Below are 17,768 nucleotides of genomic sequence, written 5' to 3'. Positions count from 1 at the left end.
ATTCGTATTCACAATACATCACATAGACGCAAAAACAGATCGACCTGCCGTAATAAACACACCAAAAAATGCTCGCCAGTCTGAGCGGTTAAGTAATTCAAATTGTCGCTGATGTGTATTGGGGTCACGAAATCGCTGTTTGCGTAGTTCGCTCTGCTTCACCACCGGCTCATGATTCATGATCATTAAATAGTCGCCAGCGTGTTCGCCCAGCTCGATTGCGAAGACTCGATTATTAAAACGCGGTGTTAGAGCCTCTGTCTGCGTATGGCCAACCACGATTCGTTGGACACCGAACTGTGTTAACGTTGCTTCAATGTGCGATTGGGTTGCCAGCGAATAGGCGTCGGTTGCATATAAGTAACCACGGTATTGCGTCGGCGACGTTGGCCCGAATACTTGAGGATCATGATTGTTGAGCATAAGGGCACTGCGATGCCGCTGATTCCACTGTTCCACCGTCAAACCCAGCTGTAATGCACTGGGACTGATGCCACCATGCACGAATAGCGTGTCGCCCAGCGTCAGCATAATTGGTTTACTGCGCAACCACCGACCAAGCACCGTTTGAGCAGACCAGGCATCCGCATACGGCATCATTTGTTCAGTGGCCCAAAGGTGTTCCGGTTCCACACTCGAGAGTCGGCCTTGCAACACGTACTGTTCATGATTGCCTAAAATTACATGTACCGCACCACCCGCGATGGTTGCTTCATATTCAAGTGCATGCAATTTCCACAGCAAATCGAAAACCTGGCGACCACGATCCACGCTGTCACCAAGAATCACCAGCTGACCATCTCCAAAGGCCCATCGCCCAGCATCATCTAATACACCAGCGTGTTTACCCCAATCCAGAAAATACGCCAAATTCCCCTCTAAATCGCTGATCACGGCTACGTTGTTGTCTGAGCTGAAGGGCCGCTGTGTTGCTTGTGTTGTCATCCAATGAATATGTCGCCGATGATCTCGACATTGGAGGTCAATTTCGGTTGCTGTCACCAGTTCACGCTGTACATCTTGACCACACACCCAAGAAACTTCATAGCGATTATCCGCGCGTGGTGCCACAATTGGTCCTTGTGGCATACGCAAATCGGGTTGCTCTGCATGGATTGCCAAGTCTGCACGCCAGGCTAGAAACTTTGCCCCAACCGGAATCATGATGCGTTGATAAATACCCCCTTCTGTGAACACCACCACCGCCCGTGACATGGCAAGGACAAACCACGTCAGGGCGATGATAATGAGGGACAACCCGATCCACATACTTATACGACGCCAGCGCCGAACCATACGCTAATGCACCTCTAGAAAGCCTTCATGCACCAGACGCTGTGCTAATATTTGACGACTCTTTTGATCAAGACCCGGAATTTGATCAACGCAGAACTTTCGACATTGTTCGAAGAACGTCAGGCTTGGTTTCATGGCTTTCGGAAAATGCATTGACTTACCGTCGAACAACAGTGACAACTGCGACTCGTTTTCGAACACTTTCCACACCATGTGGGGTTTCACTTGGCAATCAGTTTCTTGCTCGATCACATTATTTTTGACCAAACTGCTGAGTTGCGTGTCCAGAATCGGATACCGTTCTAGAATATATTTCTTGTATAGCCGCTCGCGGTACTTAGATAAGTCGGCCTGCTGCATGATCTCAACCAACTGGGCACGCAAGGCTTCATCATCAAATTCGCCTTTGGGTAATAAACCATGCCGAAGATCGACATGTTGTTTGCAAACACTGTTTAATACCTCACGCAACAAGTCTTTTACCGCCAAGGGACGCAGCCCCATAGTCACGTGCAAGCTAGCTTGGTCCTGCGCACTGGCTTTGTGCACGAAGCCGCGCGGAATATAAGCAATGTCACCTTCTTCCATTAGAAATGAGGTAATGTGTTGCGCCTTCGCGCCGGTCTCTGGGTCGTATTTTTGATTCTCTGTGGGCAGTGGTACCGGGTTATCATAAATCTCCCATTGCTTGGTGCCGTGAACCTGCATCACCAGCACACAGTGTGTATCCCAATGTGCCTTGAAGCCGGTTGCCTGCGCTGGCGTGAGATACACATTGGTACGCAAATCAATATGCAGTTCATTTTCAAGGTTTCGAATCAATTTGGCGAGCTGCAGATGATTGCGATCCAAGTTTTCAAAAATAATTGTCGAACCATTTTCAAATTCTTTCAACACCACGTTGCCGTTGGCTTTGTTCTTCTTCGAAAATGCTTGGAATTCACGCTTCTCACCATTATTAAAAATACGCATGTCCGACGCTCGAAACATACGAGAAGCAAACACTTCGTTCAAGGTCTCTAGATTCAGAATCTCTTTATAGTAATCTGGGTTATTGCGTTTAATGATAAAGGGCTTTTTCTCCCAATAATCATCAAAAAAGTCCTGTGCGGTCAGCGGCCGCAGCACACTTTCTAGGGTGAAATCACTGACAACACCATTGTCCGGTGTCGAGTCATCAAGTTGACTAAATAACATGGGCACTCTCCTGGTTTGCATAAGATTGAAATTGGTGAGCCAGACGCATCAGGTCGGATGGTCGGTCATCGGGGTTTCGCTGCAACATGTCGCCAATCAGATTGTGCAGCGCTGGCGGAATCGGCTGCCCATCCGGCGTTGTTGTTGGCAGCCTATATTCAGCGGACATAATGGCACGGTGCAATTCGCGATAGGTTTTACCCCGAAACGGCAGTGTGCCGGTCATCACATAGGCAATCACAATACCTAGCTGGTAACACTCGCTTGCTCGCGTTGGTTGTGAATGGCACACCCGGGTCCAGCTCTCGGAAGCACGCTCGGGTGGCGCAAAATGTGGTGTTGCACCACCGCTAGGACGGTAGTCTGAATCCTGCATGCTGGCACAGCCGAAATCGATAACGGTTATCTGCCGTGTTGGCGAACACATAAAGTTGCCAAGATGAACATCACCGTGCAATACACCGGCGTCGTGGATCTCTGCAAACAACCTCAATAGCTGCATCGCCATGTCCAAACGCTGCAGCAAACATAATGGCTGCGAACGCACGTATTTGTCCAACCGATCTCCGCACACATAGTCCATTGCGAAATAGGCCGGCGAGGTAGCACAGAAAGTCCGCGCAGCAACAACCCCAGACACACCGTCTAGACGCGTGAGCACCCGAAACTCATTCTCGAGATCACGCAGAATGTCACGACGTGCCGACTGCGTAACGACTTGTTCTTTTATATTCTTGATCACTTGCAAGCCGTCTGGCGTGTTGACCAAGCACACAGCATCAAAACGCTTGTCTTTAAACGTACGTCGGTGCTCGAATCCGAGCGGTGCGATCGACTGCTCCGCGGTTTCGGCGTTGGTGTGAATCGGATTTAGGAGCAGTGTGGCAGCAATCTGGCGCGCGAACGCACGAAGATCTCGCTGCCGTGCGTCGGTCAACTGGATTCTTTCTTGCTTACAATAGCGGCGGATCGCCTCATCGGTGGTACAAGGTGTTTCGAACTGCTGCACAAAAGTCATGATTGCTCGATTAATTGCAAATCGCGCTTTGCTTGGACCGCGCGTGACCGTCGCAATCACCTGATCGCTGGTTGGATTCGCTACCTCAAAATGAATCGATTCTCGTTGTTGGTAAAGCTGCATAACTACACCGCCTCCTCACAAATAATGGTTTGGTCATGACTCGCGGTGTCGTCAATGACACGACCACCAGCCATCGAAATCACGCGATCCACCCGCAGCTGATCAATCGGCTCATGCGAGGTGAAGATCAAGGTCCGATTATCAAATTCATTGAAGAAGTGACAGATTTTCTCCTTCGACGCTTTATCCACACCGCGAAAAATCTCATCGAAAATAAGCACGCTACAGTCACTCACGATGGCCCGTAACAAAAGTATTTTACGACGCTGCCCAGCCGATAAATTACTGCCACCGTCGCTGATCAACGCATCGACATGAAGCTGGCTCGGACAAATAAAGTCATCGGCGCCGATTTTCTTTGCCAGTGAGTAGATGTCGAAATTGCGCGTGTCTCGTCCCAAATAGATATTAAAATTAAGGGTGTTATTGAAAATCTTGTCTTCAGGTCGTGTCAGCAAAACACTTTTTCGCGCATCTGGCTCACTAACGAACCCGCCGTCGGGATCGACGTACTGAATGGTGTGCGGCTCCGTCGGTTGTAACGAGCCACCAATTAAACTAAGCATCGTGGATTTACCACAGCCATTGGCGCCATCCACGTACACTGTTTCACCTTGGTGAAATGCTATCCGATCTATGTTCAATGCAAATTTCTGATTCGGAAACTGGTAGTGCAGGTCACGGATATCGATTCGACTTATCGACTTACGTTGACCAACTTTGGGCGCGGACACCGGTTCAGCACCGCAAAAGTCAAAGAATCGCTCCACCACCACAATACTTTCCTGCAGCATAAGTTGTGCACTAAGGAGCGTGCGCATGGCACTGAAGGTAATCTCAGCCAGCCCAATCACCGCCAGCACCTGGCCCAGCGACAAGGCGTTATCGTTAATGAGTAAGCGCCCAGCCACCATCACCATCGCGATGGAACCAATCACGCTAATAAAGCGTGGAAAGTAAGACAGGAAAAAGCCAGTAAACCGGGCTTTCTGCTGCACGCGAAGATAGCTCTCAGTGATGACCGCATCTTCGTCCATAAAAAAGGTTTCGCTTTGACAACGGCGGATAATGGAATGTCCCTCTACTTTGTCGAGCAGAGTGTTTAACAACTTGCCTTTCTCGGTGAACAGGGTCGATTCCAAATTGCGCACCACGGAAGACGCGTAACGAAACACCACCAGATACAGCGCGCCGATACCAAATACGATCAATGCAAGCGTGGCATTGTAGAAAAACAACATGCCAATCGAGAACACCACGATGACGGAACTCAACAACACGTCGTTGATAAATTTAGAGACTAATTGCTTAACTTTTAGAATGTCATTGACGCGCTGCGCCAAGTCCCCTTTGCTGTAGGTTCGAATGTACTCCTCGTTGGAAAACAACAACTGGCGACTGAAGGTTTGATAGAAGTATTTGTCCAGTATCTGATCCATAAATATCTGGCTGGCGGTTTTGAGTACGTTCAAAAAGAACTCGCCAAAACGAAAAATAAACAGCACAAAAGCGAATGAATACAGGGTCAGGATATGCCGCTTAGGAAAAATCTCGTCGATCAGAATCTGATTCGCGTAGACAGCTATGTACGTCATCATGGCAGCCAAAAATCCGACCATCATGAAGCTCGAGAGCAACCAAGAAGATTTCTTGGAACGCAAAATGATGCCGAACAAACGTGCGATCACCGAACTGTGTTGTTTGTCTTCCACCACACCATCGGGTTGAATGTAGTTTTCAAGATCGACCGTGAGTAACACCGGAGTTTTGATGTTCGTGGCGTCGTTGATGTAACGCAGCTTCCGAAAATGCGATGGCAAGACCTTCTTTTCGTCGGCCTCGATCAGCGAACCTAGAAATGCTTTTTCATCTTGCGTGTCGTGAAACCCATGCTGCTTAGCGAACCAATCAAAATAGCCTAGTTTGTTGTAGGTCTCGATGCAATTGGCTTTGAGTGACACGTCGACTGTCAGTCCATACGAATCCAATCGCTCCTGAATGTACTGTCGCGTATGTGCAATTAAGATGTCTTCATTGACCTTAGATGTCGAATGCGTGAGCTTTGCTTCTAACGTCTCAAGCGACCAGTTTCGAAACTCACCGTTTGCTGGGTCCATCACCAAGGCGTGGTTTTTATAGATCGATTTGATCAAGATAAAGTGCTTGCGCAAACCAGCAGTCACCATTGCAATCAATGGTGTTCGGTCGGCTAGCTGCGCCAGCGGATTGGACTGGGTTCCTAATGCGATGTAATCGCAATCAAAACCATTGGCCACCAGATGACTTTTGACACTTTGGAAAGAAACGCCCTCTTCATCCAGGGTCAGCGATGCCTTAATCTGGTTACGATTAATATTTATCTTTTTCAGGTTGTACAGTGTCTTGACGACGCTAACGGCGCAATCATTGGTGTTGCGTTGTTTGTCACCTAGATTACTGCACACAATTTTTTCGACGAAAGCGTTCATAGTTTATGCCGGTTTTTCTAGGTTGAATTTCTTCAGAATGTAGTCAAGCAGACTGATGGTTCCAATATCGATATTTGCCTTGAGGCTGAAACCCCGTTTCAAAGTGTAGTAGTCCTTGGGCATCTGTAGAATTTCGACATCGGCGATATAGCTCGGCTTATTTAACAATTCCGAAGTCACTTTTTCTGGTGAAATAGCGACCACCTTGCCAGTCACCACGCCGTGTTTAAAATGGTTCCAAGCCCAGATTTCTAGATTCACATTCTGTGCGACGCGTGCATCCTTATACTGCTCATCCGTCAGTGCCAGTTGCGCTTTCAGCGTTGGTTCAACATCAGGTGAGATAATCAAAATCACTTCATCCTTATTGATCATGTTGGACTTATTCAAGTTGTCAGACAAGTGCGCTACTGTGCCGGTTATGGGTGCTCGAATCGAAAACCGCGCAACCTCAGTCATTAGGTTTTGATATGCCAGCTGTTCTTCTTTAATTTTTTGCTGCGCGTCATTGAGCTGAGTCGCAATCTCATTCAGCTCGATCTTAGAAGAGACAATCTTTTCTCGAATCGATGACAGCTCGATTGATGCTTCGATATCTTTTAGGGCATGCAAAATTGGCTGTTCGCTTAGTTTTTGTTCTAGGGTTTGCAATTCACCAATCGTGCTGTTGGTGGAACGCAGTATCTCCAGACGACGCAGTTCTGAAATACTGCGGCTGTCAACATTTGCTAAGGACTGACTCAGCTTCTTAGCCGTGGTAACCGCTTTGACTGACAATTCTTTTTGTTGGTCCAGCAACTTTTTCTGCGACCCCTGCTGCGCAGCCAGCAACACTTTCTTCTGAGCTTTTTGATCATGAATGTCTTCCAACAATGCCACATTCTCACTGATCAGAGCTTGCTGAGATTCCAGAGTCTGGATCTGAAATTCCAACTTCTCGATAGTTAACCGTTGCATCTCCAAGGTCCGCCGTGTTTCTTGGTCATCGAACTCCACCAACAGATCACCCTTCTGAACGTGTTGATTGACACGCACGTGGTTTTTACGAACCAGAAACTGACGTTCCGCACGCAGACTGCGGGGGCCACTGTCACTTGAGATCACACCTTCGACCTGTTCAATCTGTTCCGTTACAGGGACAAAATTTAGCAGCACGATCACGATGATCGGAGACAGCAAGATGCTGATCCCAACGAAAATTGGTAGTCGATCAGCGACGTATTTGGAATTAATTCGAGACATAAGACACGCTTCGTATAAGGACGAAAAGATGGTGGAGCCTCAAGCTGAGAGCGTAGGATCTCGGGGTAGGTTTCCCAGCATAAGGCTCCACCACATCACAATGCGCGTAAGCGTAAAGAACGCTCGCTTAGTTGTTAACGTTGTGCGCGCTAGTCAGCGTCCAAAACTCAAACCACTCATTTTGGTCGTCGTTCGCCAGCGCCGCGCCTGCTGTATCGTCAACTTCGGTGATGATGTCCATGTTTTCAATTGACAACTCTGCAACTTTTTTCTCTTGGTCTAACTTTTTCATTTTGAACCTCTGTTTGATTGTTAAGTTAAATTTAAATGTCAGTGACATACCTGTGTATGCCTGACCGACGAGACCAGTTTAGAGATTTGCTGTGTTAGAGTTTGATGGGTACGTAATTTGTGGCTAATAGTTTGTTAATTTTGCAAGCTTTTGATTTGGCATCACTGTAATGACGATGTAATGAACAAATTATCAATAAATACAACATGTTACGCCTAAATAATTAGACTACCCAAAGGTCACAGGCCGATAAAAATTCGCCAGCAAGACAAGCAAATACATGCAACAACCTGGGTATTTTCATCGCGCCTTCGCCGATTGAACGGCTAGTCCCTGCTGCAAAGTGTATGGTACAGTTTGCGATTGACCCTACGCTGCCCAAACATAATTGATGAGTAGACCCTTTACCCTTGGCGCCTGGCAAATATCGCCGGACCAGAACAAGCTTTCTCTCGGGAACCAAGAGTTCTTCGTGGAACCGTTGGCCATGGCTGTTCTAGTTCATTTCGCTGAGAATCCCAACAAAGTTGTGAGTCTGGAGGAACTGATCCAGCATGTTTGGAAGGGGCGTATCGTCGGCGACCATGCGATCTATCGCGTCATAAATCAAATTCGCAAAATACTTGGCGAAGACCAAAATAATGCCTATATCACGACGATACGAAAAAAAGGCTACCAGTTAGTGCAACCAGTGCAATGGCAAGCGGCGCCAGATCCTGGTTCACCGGCACCAACGCAAACGAGTATTGACCAAGCGCCACTGTCGCCTACTCGGACTAACTCAACAAAATTTTTATCGTTATTGGTCGCCCTTCCATTGCTCGTAGCCGCTTTCTGGGTTGGATCGTATTATTTGACCAAGTCTGCCAGTTATCGGGCCATGCAGGCGTTTAATCTCATTAAACCCTTCAGTGTCCTAATTGGGCAGGAAAAAGACGCAGCTTACTCGCCCGATGGGCATTCTATTGCGTATGCCCATCGAGCGAAAGGCGAACCATTTTTTAAACTGTACGTGCAGTCGGTGGATGGCGAATCTCCAAGACAACTAACTCGAGGCAGTGGTGACGATACTTCGCCATCTTGGTCACCTGACGGCAGCTCTCTGGTGTTTGTACGGCACCATGAAGGCCAGTGCCAGATAATGCAAATGAAGACGCACGATACCAATACCACGGCATCGCCAGTTGTCGACTGCCACGCCAGCGGCCTACCCAACGAAGTCGTTTGGGGCCAAGACGAACATATTTATTACACCGATTCACTCTCGGCGGTCGACCCATACAAAATTTATAAGTATTCCACCAAGACTTCAAAGCGTGAGCAACTTACCAACCCTGAAAGCGGCAAGTCAAAAGGCGATATTCATATTGCCTTATCCAATGACAATCGTCGCCTGGCCTTCTCGCGTGACCTGAATTGGGGCAATACCGAGGTCAATGTGCTTGATCTACACACCTCCAGAATCACCACGTTGTTCAACCTGAACGGTTGGCGAAAAGCCCTGGCCTGGTCTCATGATGGGGAATTCCTGTACTACATAGATACTAACGACGATGTTTACGCGTATTCCCTGAAACACAAATTTCACAAACAAGTCCTAGGTAACACAGACACCTTACACGCGATCAGCGCACACCCGCTGGAAGACAAACTGGCCATCATGACTGGCGAAACCGGCGTCGATATATGGGGACGAACCACCGATGCTAGCGATACTGACGAACCGGTTATTCAATCCAGTGAAATTGATTTGTATCCCGAACTTGCTAATCAATCCGATGATGTCGCGTTTATGTCGCTGCGAAGCGGGCAACCCCAGATCTGGATACGCAGTAAGCAACGAGAGTATCAACTCAGTAAATTCACCGATGGACGACTAATCCCGCGTTTACGCTGGTCACCCGATGATAGCGCCATACTGGCCACGACCGACACCGAGGTATACACCTTTGATGTCGCTAAAAAGACCTATCAAACTATTTGGCAGGGTTCTAAACCGTCACGCATTGAAACCGCCAGCTGGGCTCTGGATGGCAAATCGATCTACTTTTCCTCGGACCTGGACGGCGACTGGCAGATTTATCAAAAACAACTCGGTACCGACGAGCCACCAGTGAAAATCACTGAACGCGGCGGCTACGCCCCTGAGCTAACCGCCAACGGCGACATGTTGTTTTACAAATACCACCAGAATGGAATCTGGAAAATGAACCTTGCCGACAAATCCGTCGAAAAACTGGTCAACGACACCAACATCTACGCCTACGATGCGTTGTATGCGCGAGGTAATGGGTTCTATTACCTATCGATTGGCAAGGATACCAATACTTTGACTTATGTCGATCTCACAACGCGGGACCGCCAGACTTTGTTTCCGATACTCAATCCGTTACTGGATTACACCATTTCTGCCGACCAGAAACGCGTGCTGTTCCCCAAATTTTTGAACGAAGAAACTGAAATTAAAATTCTCGAAAAGCGCCACTAGCAGCGATAAACACGACTGCGTTTAACTCTACGGTAGAACGGGGAAAATGCCGAGAGAACGTCCTGTCCTCTCATTGGCATCCCCTTGATTCCCCAGGCTTCAGGGTAGGAGTAAGCCTGAGACCAAGACATTTGCAGTGCCGGGTCGAAGAGCACCACAATCTGGAAACTTACTCTTGCCCCACGATGTTTGGGTCTCTTGAACAGCACCGAGGGCACACATAACAAAGAACACCTGGCTCATCCACCGCATTTACCCCCGATGACGCCGACGCAGAAGCCGGGCTAGTTGCCAATCCAAGGATGAAAGTCGCACTCAAAGTCGCAATAAGTTTTGTCAGTTTCATTGTTGTCCTCTTATATTAAAGTTGTGATTACAAACGAGTTGTGAATAGATGTTGTTGTCCCCGCCCTCAAACCGCACAGCTTGAGAGAAAACGAGTTGATTGTTTTTCATATCAAATGTGCCAGCGACAGAAACGTATTGATTCACACACGCATCGATTTTTTGCAGATCGCGCTCAGTAAGTTGTTGAATCGAAACCGAGTGGTAGTAGTTGCCGTTTAGCGCATCCTCTCGATTCAAAAACAAACGAAGCTCGTCGCTCATCGCTAAGTACCCGAAGGTCTTAATCTGTCGATGTTGGTACTGCTTGGCATTCGCAATCAATGCCACCATCGCAACCTCCGCTTCATCCGAAGGCACACATCCCGTCAGACCAATGCAAACCGCCAGTATTGACAGCTTTCTAACCTGAGATTTGCAATTTCGATTTAACAAAGTGTCCTCTTGTAACCTTCTAGCAGAACATCAAACCTGCATTGCGTTGACGCTGCTGTGTTGCGATGAGAAAACTATAAAAAGATCGCGACCGACTTGTTTAATGTCTGCGTAATGATTAGTTAATGATTTTTTATTTATTTAAAATCAAACACTTACAAACCACTGAATTTCAATCACCCGATGCGACCTAAACCAATAACACATCTCGAGAAAGGTTCAAAAACCGTCTATCAGACCTAACCCTTGGCTGGTGACGCAGTGGACGGTCGCTAAGATGGCAATGATCTGATTCCGTCTTGCGCGGTGCCGAAGGTCATGCTGATATTGTTACGCGCGGCGACTGAAATGAGGATCTACTCGTACGCAGCCCCTTGATGAATCAGCCTCTTTGCCAGTCGCGCTCGGATCGATATCAGCGGTGGATAGCAACGCCCCGGTGTCGTAGCGCCAATCTCATGTTTGCGTTGCTAAACGTTGATCACAGGTGGGCTGGCAGGCTACGCGGACGGACCAACGCTTCACGAGATCTGAGACTGTCATGCGTTTTCTGTAATTGCGCTTAAAGTTGCGCTGACCAGGCCTAACACCGAGATAAAGATTCTTCAGGCGAACGTCACTTCCTTGGATTGGAATCACGACTTTGCGTAAACATAATTTTGAACGCTGTCTTTTCCAAGGTTCCAACCTCGACTGCGAGACGGTGATCGGGCTTCCGTGTGTAGCGGATTCGTTGAGGAAAGTCGTGTTCAGGATTGGTGAATGTCGCACTTTTCTCACCACACACACTGAGTTTGAACGCAATTGGCAACGGATTTTCAGGCACTTTTGCAAGGTAAAATACATCACCGGACATAAAGAGCAACCGGAGTGATTCTTGACTGACCACCTCTCGACCAGCCCGACGAACCATGCTTCGCCCTTCAAAGGTGTGATCACTGACCCGCCACCAAGACTCGTGGTAACTGCGTTTTGGTGTTTCAGATACCCAATCGCCCTGCATCCACTCCAGTGCCGCCATTGAATGACAGTCAGCGGCGCAAGCCTTTGCGACCCAAAACAAAAACACCACCATGATAAGTATCTGCGTCGGGGCAAGTCTCATTAGGTTAGTCTCTGCTAGTCACTGTCCATTGGTTTTAACAGCAGCAGTTTTATTCCAAATCCGATGAAAAAGGTACCAGTGATCGATTTCAACACCCGACGTAATCTCTTGCCAGTCGCACCGACGTCTATTTGACTCAACAACATTACCATCAGTGAAAACCAAACTACATTAATCAGCATATGTGTGGTCACCAGCATGTACGCGACCGTCGAGCTGCCCTCTAATGGCAGAAATTGAGGAAACGCGGCAAGATAAAAAATTGATACCTTTGGATTAAGCACGTTAGTTAAAAAGCCCTCCGTGACACCTGTGCGGATTGAGTAGGACTGTGCTCGTCCGACTGTACGGACCGGCGCGATGGTTGAATCACTCCGCCAAGCATCAATCAAGGACCGTAATCCGAGCCAGATCAGATAAGCCGCACCACAGAATTTAAATATCTGATACGCCTGTGCCGACTGCACAATCAACATTGAGATGCCAAAAACCGCTAGTGTGCCGTGCACATAGAATGCGCCGATAAAACCGACGATATTAGCAATCGCCATTGGCCTGCCCGCGGCATAAAAAGTCTTGGTAACCAGCAGACCATTGGGCCCAGGCGAAATCACCAATAGTGTTGCCATGACCACAAACCCCATTACGCTCGTCAATTCCATCGAAAACTCCAAGTGCGTACGTTTTAATTACCCGTGTCCGGGCCAAGAATTACCATACCGCGTCACAGCCAGCGGTGTAAAGCGACACGTAATAGGATATTGACATATGCATTTTCATATATATGATATTCCATATATATTATGTCTTTCGCACAAACAATGAACCCCTTACAACTTTTCAAGTGCTTAGCCGATGACACTCGACTCAAACTCGTACTGTTGGTGGCAACACGCAAAGAAGTCTGCGTCTGTGATCTAACCGACGCGCTGGACTTGGAACAACCCAAGATTTCTCGCCATTTGGCAGAACTAAGGAACTGCCAGGTATTGTATGGCGAACGACGCGGACGATGGGTCTATTACCAACTCGATGCAAACTTACCATCGTGGGCTCAAACGGTTATCCAGACCACTCTGGCAAACAATGGAGATTTTTTCCAAGAAGCACGTGAACGGCTTACTAAATTATGCTGCTGATCAACACAGAATCGCGCCGATCTCTCACCCTTACTAACTAGAATCGCAAACCATGTCTAACGCAACTTCATTACCAAACATTGACTCATCTCAACTAGAGACGCCCTTGTTCGACAAAAAATCGGACAACAAGCTCACGCATGCACCACGCATCCTGATGCTGTACGGCTCTTTACGCAAACGGTCTTTCAGCCGCTTAGTGACCGAGGAAGCTGCGCGCTTACTCGAACATTTTGGTGCCGAAGTGCGTGTATTTAACCCAGAAGGTCTACCTCAACCAGACACCACTGATTTTGACCACCCGAAGGTCAAGGAGCTGCTGGAACTGATGGTGTGGTCGGAAGGCCAGGTTTGGTGTTCGCCTGAGCGACATGGGTCCATGACCAGCATCTTCAAAAGTCAGATCGACTGGGTACCTTTGAGTCTTGGTGCTGTCCGTCCGACACAAGGGAAAACGCTGGCGGTCATGCAAGTCTGCGGTGGTTCACAATCATTCAATGTGGTTAATCAACTGCGGGTTTTAGGACGCTGGATGCGCATGGTCACCATTCCCAATCAATCCAGCGTAGCCAAAGCTTATCTGGAATTTGACGATGATGATCGAATGAAACCTTCGTCTTATTACAATCGTATCGTAGACGTAATGGAAGAACTGGTGAAGTTCACCTTGCTGGTAAGACATCAAAAAGATTATCTGGTGGATCGGTATTCCGAACGCGTAGAATCCGCTGAACAACTCAGCCAGCGCGTGAACCAACGCTCAATTTAATGTAGGTTAACGTGGCCAGCACTATTTCATCAGCGGCGCCGATCACGGTGCGCCTTACTCGGCCTGATGATGCCACTCAAATCCGCGATATCTATAATCAAGGTATCGAATCCGGTGAATCGACCTTTGATACAACGCCAAGAAGCGTGAGTGATATCGAACCCTGGTTCAACACGCTGGATGACTACCCGGTGCTAGTCGCTGAGCAGAATGATCAACTGATTGGCTTTGCACGTATATTCGAATATCGAGCACGCGCTTGCTACCGCCAAAATACGGAGTTTTCGATCTATTTAACTAACGCTGCACGCGGCCATGGTGTCGGCACCAAGTTATTGCGTCAGCTTATCGAGCGGGCAGAGACTCTAGGCTATACCAAATTGCTGTCACGTATATTCACCTTTAATCACGCCAGCTTGGCACTGTGTCGTAAGACAGGGTTTCGAGAAGTCGGATTCTATGCACGACATGGCCAAGTGAATGGTCAATGGTTGGACGTGGTGATCGTTGAAAAGTTACTCAATCAGGATTAATCAACTTTGGGGCTCTTGAACACCGTACACAGCCTGATCAACCCAGTCTTCATACACTTCTGAGGCACGGAACTCATCGAATACTGTATCGGATAACGATGCCCCAAGTTGGACTGCCACGCCATATTGCTTGGCCAGTTTAATCAAGTCCAGCATGTCCTGGTGACGCTGTTCAAAGGTCAACATATACAATTTGGTGGTGTACAAATCGGCAAGTTCGGGCTCTTTTACGAGTGCGGTGTCAATGGTCTCAAATGCCTCATCCATACGTTCGAGCACAGACATCACATTGGCTTTTAAATTCAGCACCGAGGCATCGGACCCATAACGTCGCTCAATCGACTCAACACAGGCATACGCTTTTTGATAATCGTTCTGGTAAAAATGATGGTCTAGTAAGGCAAAATCCAGAGTTGGGTCATCACCAAAATGTTGATTCAACTCACTCAATGCATCGCGATACAGCACCTCACTCGTTTGCATTGCGTAACCTGCTCGTAGTAGCAATATAACCTTAGTCGTCCTGATTCCTTCCGGCAAAGTGTCAAGCAACTGTAGCGAAGCAGCAAAGTCGCCGCGCTTACCGGCTTCAGCCATCTTCGTGAAGACGGCCACGACATCATTGTCCACATCGTCTATTCCAAGCAAACGTTTCATGGTATTCGCGCTGACTTCACCAAACAAACCCATCGTCGTGGCCGTTGATTTGCTGTGAAACTGCCCTTTAGAGGCAAACATCAAGTCGTGAATACGCGCGCTCTTTTCACCACCAAACTCACTGTCGCGGACCAGCAACTCTATGTATTCGTAACCGCCGCCGTCAATGACAAGTCGAATTACCGGACGCCCTTGCTTGGTTTGCCCAATATATTTGGCAACGGGGTTGGTGGCATAGGCCTGAGCAAAGAGCATGTTCGAAAACGAGCGTTTTTTATAAACGCCACATGTGCGCAATTTAAACAAAACTTGTTGCGCTGTGCCATCGTGCATCCAATTAGCGACGCGAGCACAAAATGCATCTGTGTCAAACAGTCGATCCATCTGCGCATGATCCCGCGCATTAAAGTAATTAGCAAAGCTTGCAGCCAGCGCTGGCTGACGTGGCGGCTCAGCCTGTGCTGACACTGACACGCAGAGCATCGCGCACAGCATTGTTGTCGTCAGCGTACAAATGGCGATTCTACGACCGATATTATGCATTGCCTTACCCATCCCTTAATTTAGATTGATTTAATTTTTCTAGTATAACGGTCGCGACGACAAATTCTCAGTATCAATGACCGTTCCCTAACATAGACTCAAAAGGTCTTGACCCAACGAGGCGATGCCGTGGTAGTTGGCTCTTCGTTCGACTCTTATAACGAGAGCGGCAAACACTGCACGAGATCAGACGAATAAGCCGCCGAACAAAACACTCTATGCGAAATGGCGCAAACGAAGCAAGGCTCAATAGCTTGTCACTTAGCGCCGGTGTTTGCGTGCCATTACGCTGACAGCATTGAGTGTTAGTCATGACCTCAGCAGGCTGAATTGACTCCGGAACGACTCACCAAATAATGTTTTTGCAGCCTTACTCACGGACCAACCAATGTGTCACGAATAGCATGACATTTAAGAATGATACGCGTGGCTTGTTACAATTATTGACTATATACAAACCCAGTTGCGACAACGAAGATTAACTGCCAAATCATAATAACATTGGAAAACAATCACATGGCATCATCCAAGTATTACGCCAGGCTGCATGGCTGCTAGTGCTCAGCTTAGCATTTCTCGTTAACGCTTCCTCACACGCACAAAATAAGGTCGTTGTAGTGCCGATGGCGGGCGACTCGGTAAATCAGGCTCGAATACCGGTTGCCGTCGGCTCGATAAACTTTGACGGAACCATCCGCTCAGGTTACGGAATCTCCTCGGTGACACATACTGCGGACGGATCTTACACCATCAACTGCACAGGTACGATTAACCCTCAGAACCCGATCATCATTGTCTCTCCCTATACCGCTAGCCCCGGCACGCCAAAAATAGTTGGTTACGGAGTGTTAAGCGCCAATTCATTTACCGTCACAATTCAAAACACCCAAGGAAGTGGTGTCGATTCTGCATTCGCGTTCACAGCCTATTCTGCGCCGTCTTCGAAATTGAAGTCGTCAGGTAATGCTGAACAAGGTATCGACGGGCCTACTGATCCAAAATAAGCCCAAGTATTACTGAGCGTCTAAGTTGGCGAACCTGATAGACGCTCATCAACAAACGTTCACTCTGTGTGTTACGGTACAACCGCAGGCGAAACCTGAAACGGAATTCGTCGCAGCAGCTGACCCTGTGCCGTACGCACATCAACGAACCACGCACCGACTGCCGACTCAGGAAAGTTGCTCTTCATAGAGTACGTTCGATAACCCTCCTCTCGACCACCCGTAATATCCGCCCCGATCGACTCGGTGTAGGCCTGATGGCGCCACTCAAATAGAATGTCTTGAGTTAACCCATTCGGCGCCTTGATCGCGACATGCGCATACACACCCTGTTTCAGTTGATCCACACTGAGTTGTTCGATCAGGTCGACCGGCTCATGGTTTTGAACATCGATCGCAATAACGGCTCTGGTTACCTCCAATCCTGCTGCGGGAATCCCAGAACGACCAAACCATACTAAGGCTGGGACCGCGCACACCGCTAGTACAACCAAAGCGCGTGGCCTGCCATGCGGTGTTAACTTGACTAACTTGGGCGTCGCAAAGACCATCCAGAAAACCAACATACCAAGCGCAACAATCAGCGTTTTTTCCGTTGGCAATTTAAGTGCGATCGGCAAAATCACCAACGCGGCTACAAAACTGCTCAACGCGTGAAATGCAAAACTGATCAAACGATGCCGTGAGATATATCGGTCGTACCACGGATCAATCGTGCTCAACAGGGCCGCAGCAACAATAAAACCAGTAAACACGATTTGTCCTGCCGACTGCCACTGTAACGCGGCAAATAAAAAAGGTAAGGCAAAGAAGAAAATTTCCTGTTGAATCGACTGACTCAAAAAATTTGAAACATTACTGCTTAAGGCCTGGTGTTTGTCGCCAAACACACGTCTCGCCACCAACGGCTGAATAAACAACCAAACCCAACCGCCAAAAGCCATCAATGCAATTATTTGAGCTAGACTTTCGCCACGTTGAACCAGAACGAAACTCGCCCAACCAAAACAAAAACTGAAGACCGGGATTAACCAAAAATAACGCGAAAATAGTCGCTCAAATCCACGCAACAGCGTTTGATATCGAGGAGTCTGACGGGAGCTCATGTGGTTTC

The 17,768-nt window shown here is 48.1% G+C and carries 17 protein-coding genes; 5 read left to right on the top strand and 12 right to left on the bottom strand.

Annotated elements, in window-relative coordinates:
- Positions 1-18: 18 nt before the first annotated feature.
- The 6 genes from IE055_RS10200 to IE055_RS10175 form a co-directional block, all read right to left on the bottom strand.
- Complete coding sequence (locus tag IE055_RS10200) at positions 19-1,269, bottom strand: metallophosphoesterase (protein WP_189400496.1); 1,251 nt, start codon at positions 1,267-1,269, stop codon at positions 19-21.
- Between the two features lie 30 nt (positions 1,270-1,299).
- Positions 1,300-2,493: a cupin domain-containing protein gene (locus tag IE055_RS10195; RefSeq protein WP_189400494.1), complete on the bottom strand. Its 1,194-nt coding sequence runs from the start codon at positions 2,491-2,493 to the stop codon at positions 1,300-1,302.
- Positions 2,483-3,634 (bottom strand): protein kinase domain-containing protein, encoded by a 1,152-nt coding sequence (locus IE055_RS10190; protein WP_189400492.1) that lies wholly within the window; start codon positions 3,632-3,634, stop codon positions 2,483-2,485. The genes IE055_RS10195 and IE055_RS10190 overlap by 11 nt, the downstream gene beginning before the upstream one ends.
- 2 nt (positions 3,635-3,636) lie before the next feature.
- Positions 3,637-6,102, bottom strand: coding sequence for an ABC transporter transmembrane domain-containing protein (locus IE055_RS10185; RefSeq protein ID WP_189400490.1), 2,466 nt, complete (start codon positions 6,100-6,102; stop codon positions 3,637-3,639).
- Positions 6,103-6,105: 3 nt separating this feature from the next.
- Positions 6,106-7,344, bottom strand: coding sequence for an HlyD family secretion protein (locus tag IE055_RS10180; protein WP_189400488.1), 1,239 nt, complete (start codon positions 7,342-7,344; stop codon positions 6,106-6,108).
- 127 nt (positions 7,345-7,471) lie between these two features.
- Positions 7,472-7,636 carry a hypothetical protein gene (locus tag IE055_RS10175; protein ID WP_189400486.1) on the bottom strand — a complete coding sequence of 55 codons (165 nt, stop codon included), beginning with the start codon at positions 7,634-7,636 and terminating at the stop codon, positions 7,472-7,474.
- A 391-nt stretch (positions 7,637-8,027) separates the two neighbouring features.
- Here IE055_RS10175 and IE055_RS10170 point away from each other — a divergent pair, with 391 nt between their 5' ends.
- On the top strand, positions 8,028-10,124 hold the full coding sequence (locus IE055_RS10170) for a winged helix-turn-helix domain-containing protein (protein ID WP_189400484.1): 2,097 nt from the start codon (positions 8,028-8,030) through the stop codon (positions 10,122-10,124).
- A 169-nt stretch (positions 10,125-10,293) separates the two neighbouring features.
- Here the strand turns inward: IE055_RS10170 and IE055_RS10165 are convergent, their stop codons facing one another.
- The 4 genes from IE055_RS10165 to IE055_RS10150 all read right to left on the bottom strand — a co-directional run bounded on the left by IE055_RS10165 (position 10,294) and on the right by IE055_RS10150 (position 12,671).
- Entirely contained in the window at positions 10,294-10,470 is a 177-nt protein-coding gene (locus IE055_RS10165) for a hypothetical protein (protein WP_189400482.1), read from the bottom strand.
- Positions 10,467-10,904 (bottom strand): hypothetical protein, encoded by a 438-nt coding sequence (locus tag IE055_RS10160; RefSeq protein WP_229794240.1) that lies wholly within the window; start codon positions 10,902-10,904, stop codon positions 10,467-10,469. The genes IE055_RS10165 and IE055_RS10160 overlap by 4 nt, the downstream gene beginning before the upstream one ends.
- A gap of 616 nt (positions 10,905-11,520) precedes the next feature.
- Positions 11,521-12,009, bottom strand: coding sequence for a DUF6265 family protein (locus IE055_RS10155; RefSeq protein ID WP_189400478.1), 489 nt, complete (start codon positions 12,007-12,009; stop codon positions 11,521-11,523).
- 14 nt (positions 12,010-12,023) lie between these two features.
- Positions 12,024-12,671, bottom strand: coding sequence for a LysE family translocator (locus tag IE055_RS10150; protein WP_189400476.1), 648 nt, complete (start codon positions 12,669-12,671; stop codon positions 12,024-12,026).
- A 159-nt stretch (positions 12,672-12,830) separates the two neighbouring features.
- Between IE055_RS10150 and IE055_RS10145 the strand changes: the two genes are divergently transcribed.
- Genes IE055_RS10145 through IE055_RS10135 form a run of 3 tightly spaced genes read left to right on the top strand, consistent with a single transcriptional unit; the run spans position 12,831 to position 14,450 of the window.
- Entirely contained in the window at positions 12,831-13,148 is a 318-nt protein-coding gene (locus IE055_RS10145) for a metalloregulator ArsR/SmtB family transcription factor (RefSeq protein ID WP_189400474.1), read from the top strand.
- Positions 13,149-13,200: 52 nt separating this feature from the next.
- A complete protein-coding gene (arsH, locus tag IE055_RS10140; protein WP_189400472.1) occupies positions 13,201-13,917 on the top strand; it encodes an arsenical resistance protein ArsH in 717 nt (238 codons plus the stop codon).
- A gap of 11 nt (positions 13,918-13,928) precedes the next feature.
- On the top strand, positions 13,929-14,450 hold the full coding sequence (locus IE055_RS10135; RefSeq protein ID WP_229794239.1) for an arsinothricin resistance N-acetyltransferase ArsN1 family A: 522 nt from the start codon (positions 13,929-13,931) through the stop codon (positions 14,448-14,450).
- On the opposite strand, the gene IE055_RS10130 is transcribed toward IE055_RS10135, so the two are convergent.
- The gene (locus IE055_RS10130) at positions 14,451-15,650 is read right to left on the bottom strand and encodes a tetratricopeptide repeat protein (protein WP_189400470.1); all 1,200 of its coding nucleotides are present in this window, start codon (positions 15,648-15,650) and stop codon (positions 14,451-14,453) included.
- Positions 15,651-16,273: 623 nt separating this feature from the next.
- Here IE055_RS10130 and IE055_RS10125 point away from each other — a divergent pair.
- Positions 16,274-16,654, top strand: a complete 381-nt coding sequence (locus tag IE055_RS10125; protein ID WP_229794238.1) for a hypothetical protein — start codon at positions 16,274-16,276, stop codon at positions 16,652-16,654.
- A 71-nt stretch (positions 16,655-16,725) separates the two neighbouring features.
- Here IE055_RS10125 and IE055_RS10120 read toward each other — a convergent pair whose 3' ends face one another.
- Positions 16,726-17,760 (bottom strand): DUF5924 family protein, encoded by a 1,035-nt coding sequence (locus tag IE055_RS10120; protein ID WP_189400466.1) that lies wholly within the window; start codon positions 17,758-17,760, stop codon positions 16,726-16,728.
- Between the last annotated feature and the right edge of the window lie 8 nt (positions 17,761-17,768).

This window comes from Arenicella chitinivorans (assembly GCF_014651515.1).
In the GTDB taxonomy this organism is placed as follows: domain Bacteria; phylum Pseudomonadota; class Gammaproteobacteria; order Arenicellales; family Arenicellaceae; genus Arenicella; species Arenicella chitinivorans.
Note: the sequence above shows the minus strand (reverse complement) of the source record. Positions and strands in the feature narration are given on the sequence as shown.

Excerpts from the sequence above, each read along its gene's own strand:
- arsH (WP_189400472.1), top strand. The coding sequence starts at position 13,201 with ATGTCTAACGCAACTTCATTACCAAACATTGACTCATCTCAACTAGAG.
- IE055_RS10170 (WP_189400484.1), top strand. The coding sequence starts at position 8,028 with ATGAGTAGACCCTTTACCCTTGGCGCCTGGCAAATATCGCCGGACCAG.
- IE055_RS10155 (WP_189400478.1), bottom strand. The coding sequence starts at position 12,009 with ATGAGACTTGCCCCGACGCAGATACTTATCATGGTGGTGTTTTTGTTT.
- IE055_RS10175 (WP_189400486.1), bottom strand. The coding sequence starts at position 7,636 with ATGAAAAAGTTAGACCAAGAGAAAAAAGTTGCAGAGTTGTCAATTGAA.
- IE055_RS10125 (WP_229794238.1), top strand. The coding sequence starts at position 16,274 with ATGGCGGGCGACTCGGTAAATCAGGCTCGAATACCGGTTGCCGTCGGC.
- IE055_RS10180 (WP_189400488.1), bottom strand. The coding sequence starts at position 7,344 with ATGTCTCGAATTAATTCCAAATACGTCGCTGATCGACTACCAATTTTC.
- IE055_RS10200 (WP_189400496.1), bottom strand. The coding sequence starts at position 1,269 with ATGTGGATCGGGTTGTCCCTCATTATCATCGCCCTGACGTGGTTTGTC.
- IE055_RS10120 (WP_189400466.1), bottom strand. The coding sequence starts at position 17,760 with ATGAGCTCCCGTCAGACTCCTCGATATCAAACGCTGTTGCGTGGATTT.
- IE055_RS10190 (WP_189400492.1), bottom strand. The coding sequence starts at position 3,634 with ATGCAGCTTTACCAACAACGAGAATCGATTCATTTTGAGGTAGCGAAT.
- IE055_RS10165 (WP_189400482.1), bottom strand. The coding sequence starts at position 10,470 with ATGAAACTGACAAAACTTATTGCGACTTTGAGTGCGACTTTCATCCTT.
- IE055_RS10195 (WP_189400494.1), bottom strand. The coding sequence starts at position 2,493 with ATGTTATTTAGTCAACTTGATGACTCGACACCGGACAATGGTGTTGTC.
- IE055_RS10130 (WP_189400470.1), bottom strand. The coding sequence starts at position 15,650 with ATGCATAATATCGGTCGTAGAATCGCCATTTGTACGCTGACGACAACA.
- IE055_RS10145 (WP_189400474.1), top strand. The coding sequence starts at position 12,831 with ATGAACCCCTTACAACTTTTCAAGTGCTTAGCCGATGACACTCGACTC.
- IE055_RS10150 (WP_189400476.1), bottom strand. The coding sequence starts at position 12,671 with ATGGAATTGACGAGCGTAATGGGGTTTGTGGTCATGGCAACACTATTG.
- IE055_RS10185 (WP_189400490.1), bottom strand. The coding sequence starts at position 6,102 with ATGAACGCTTTCGTCGAAAAAATTGTGTGCAGTAATCTAGGTGACAAA.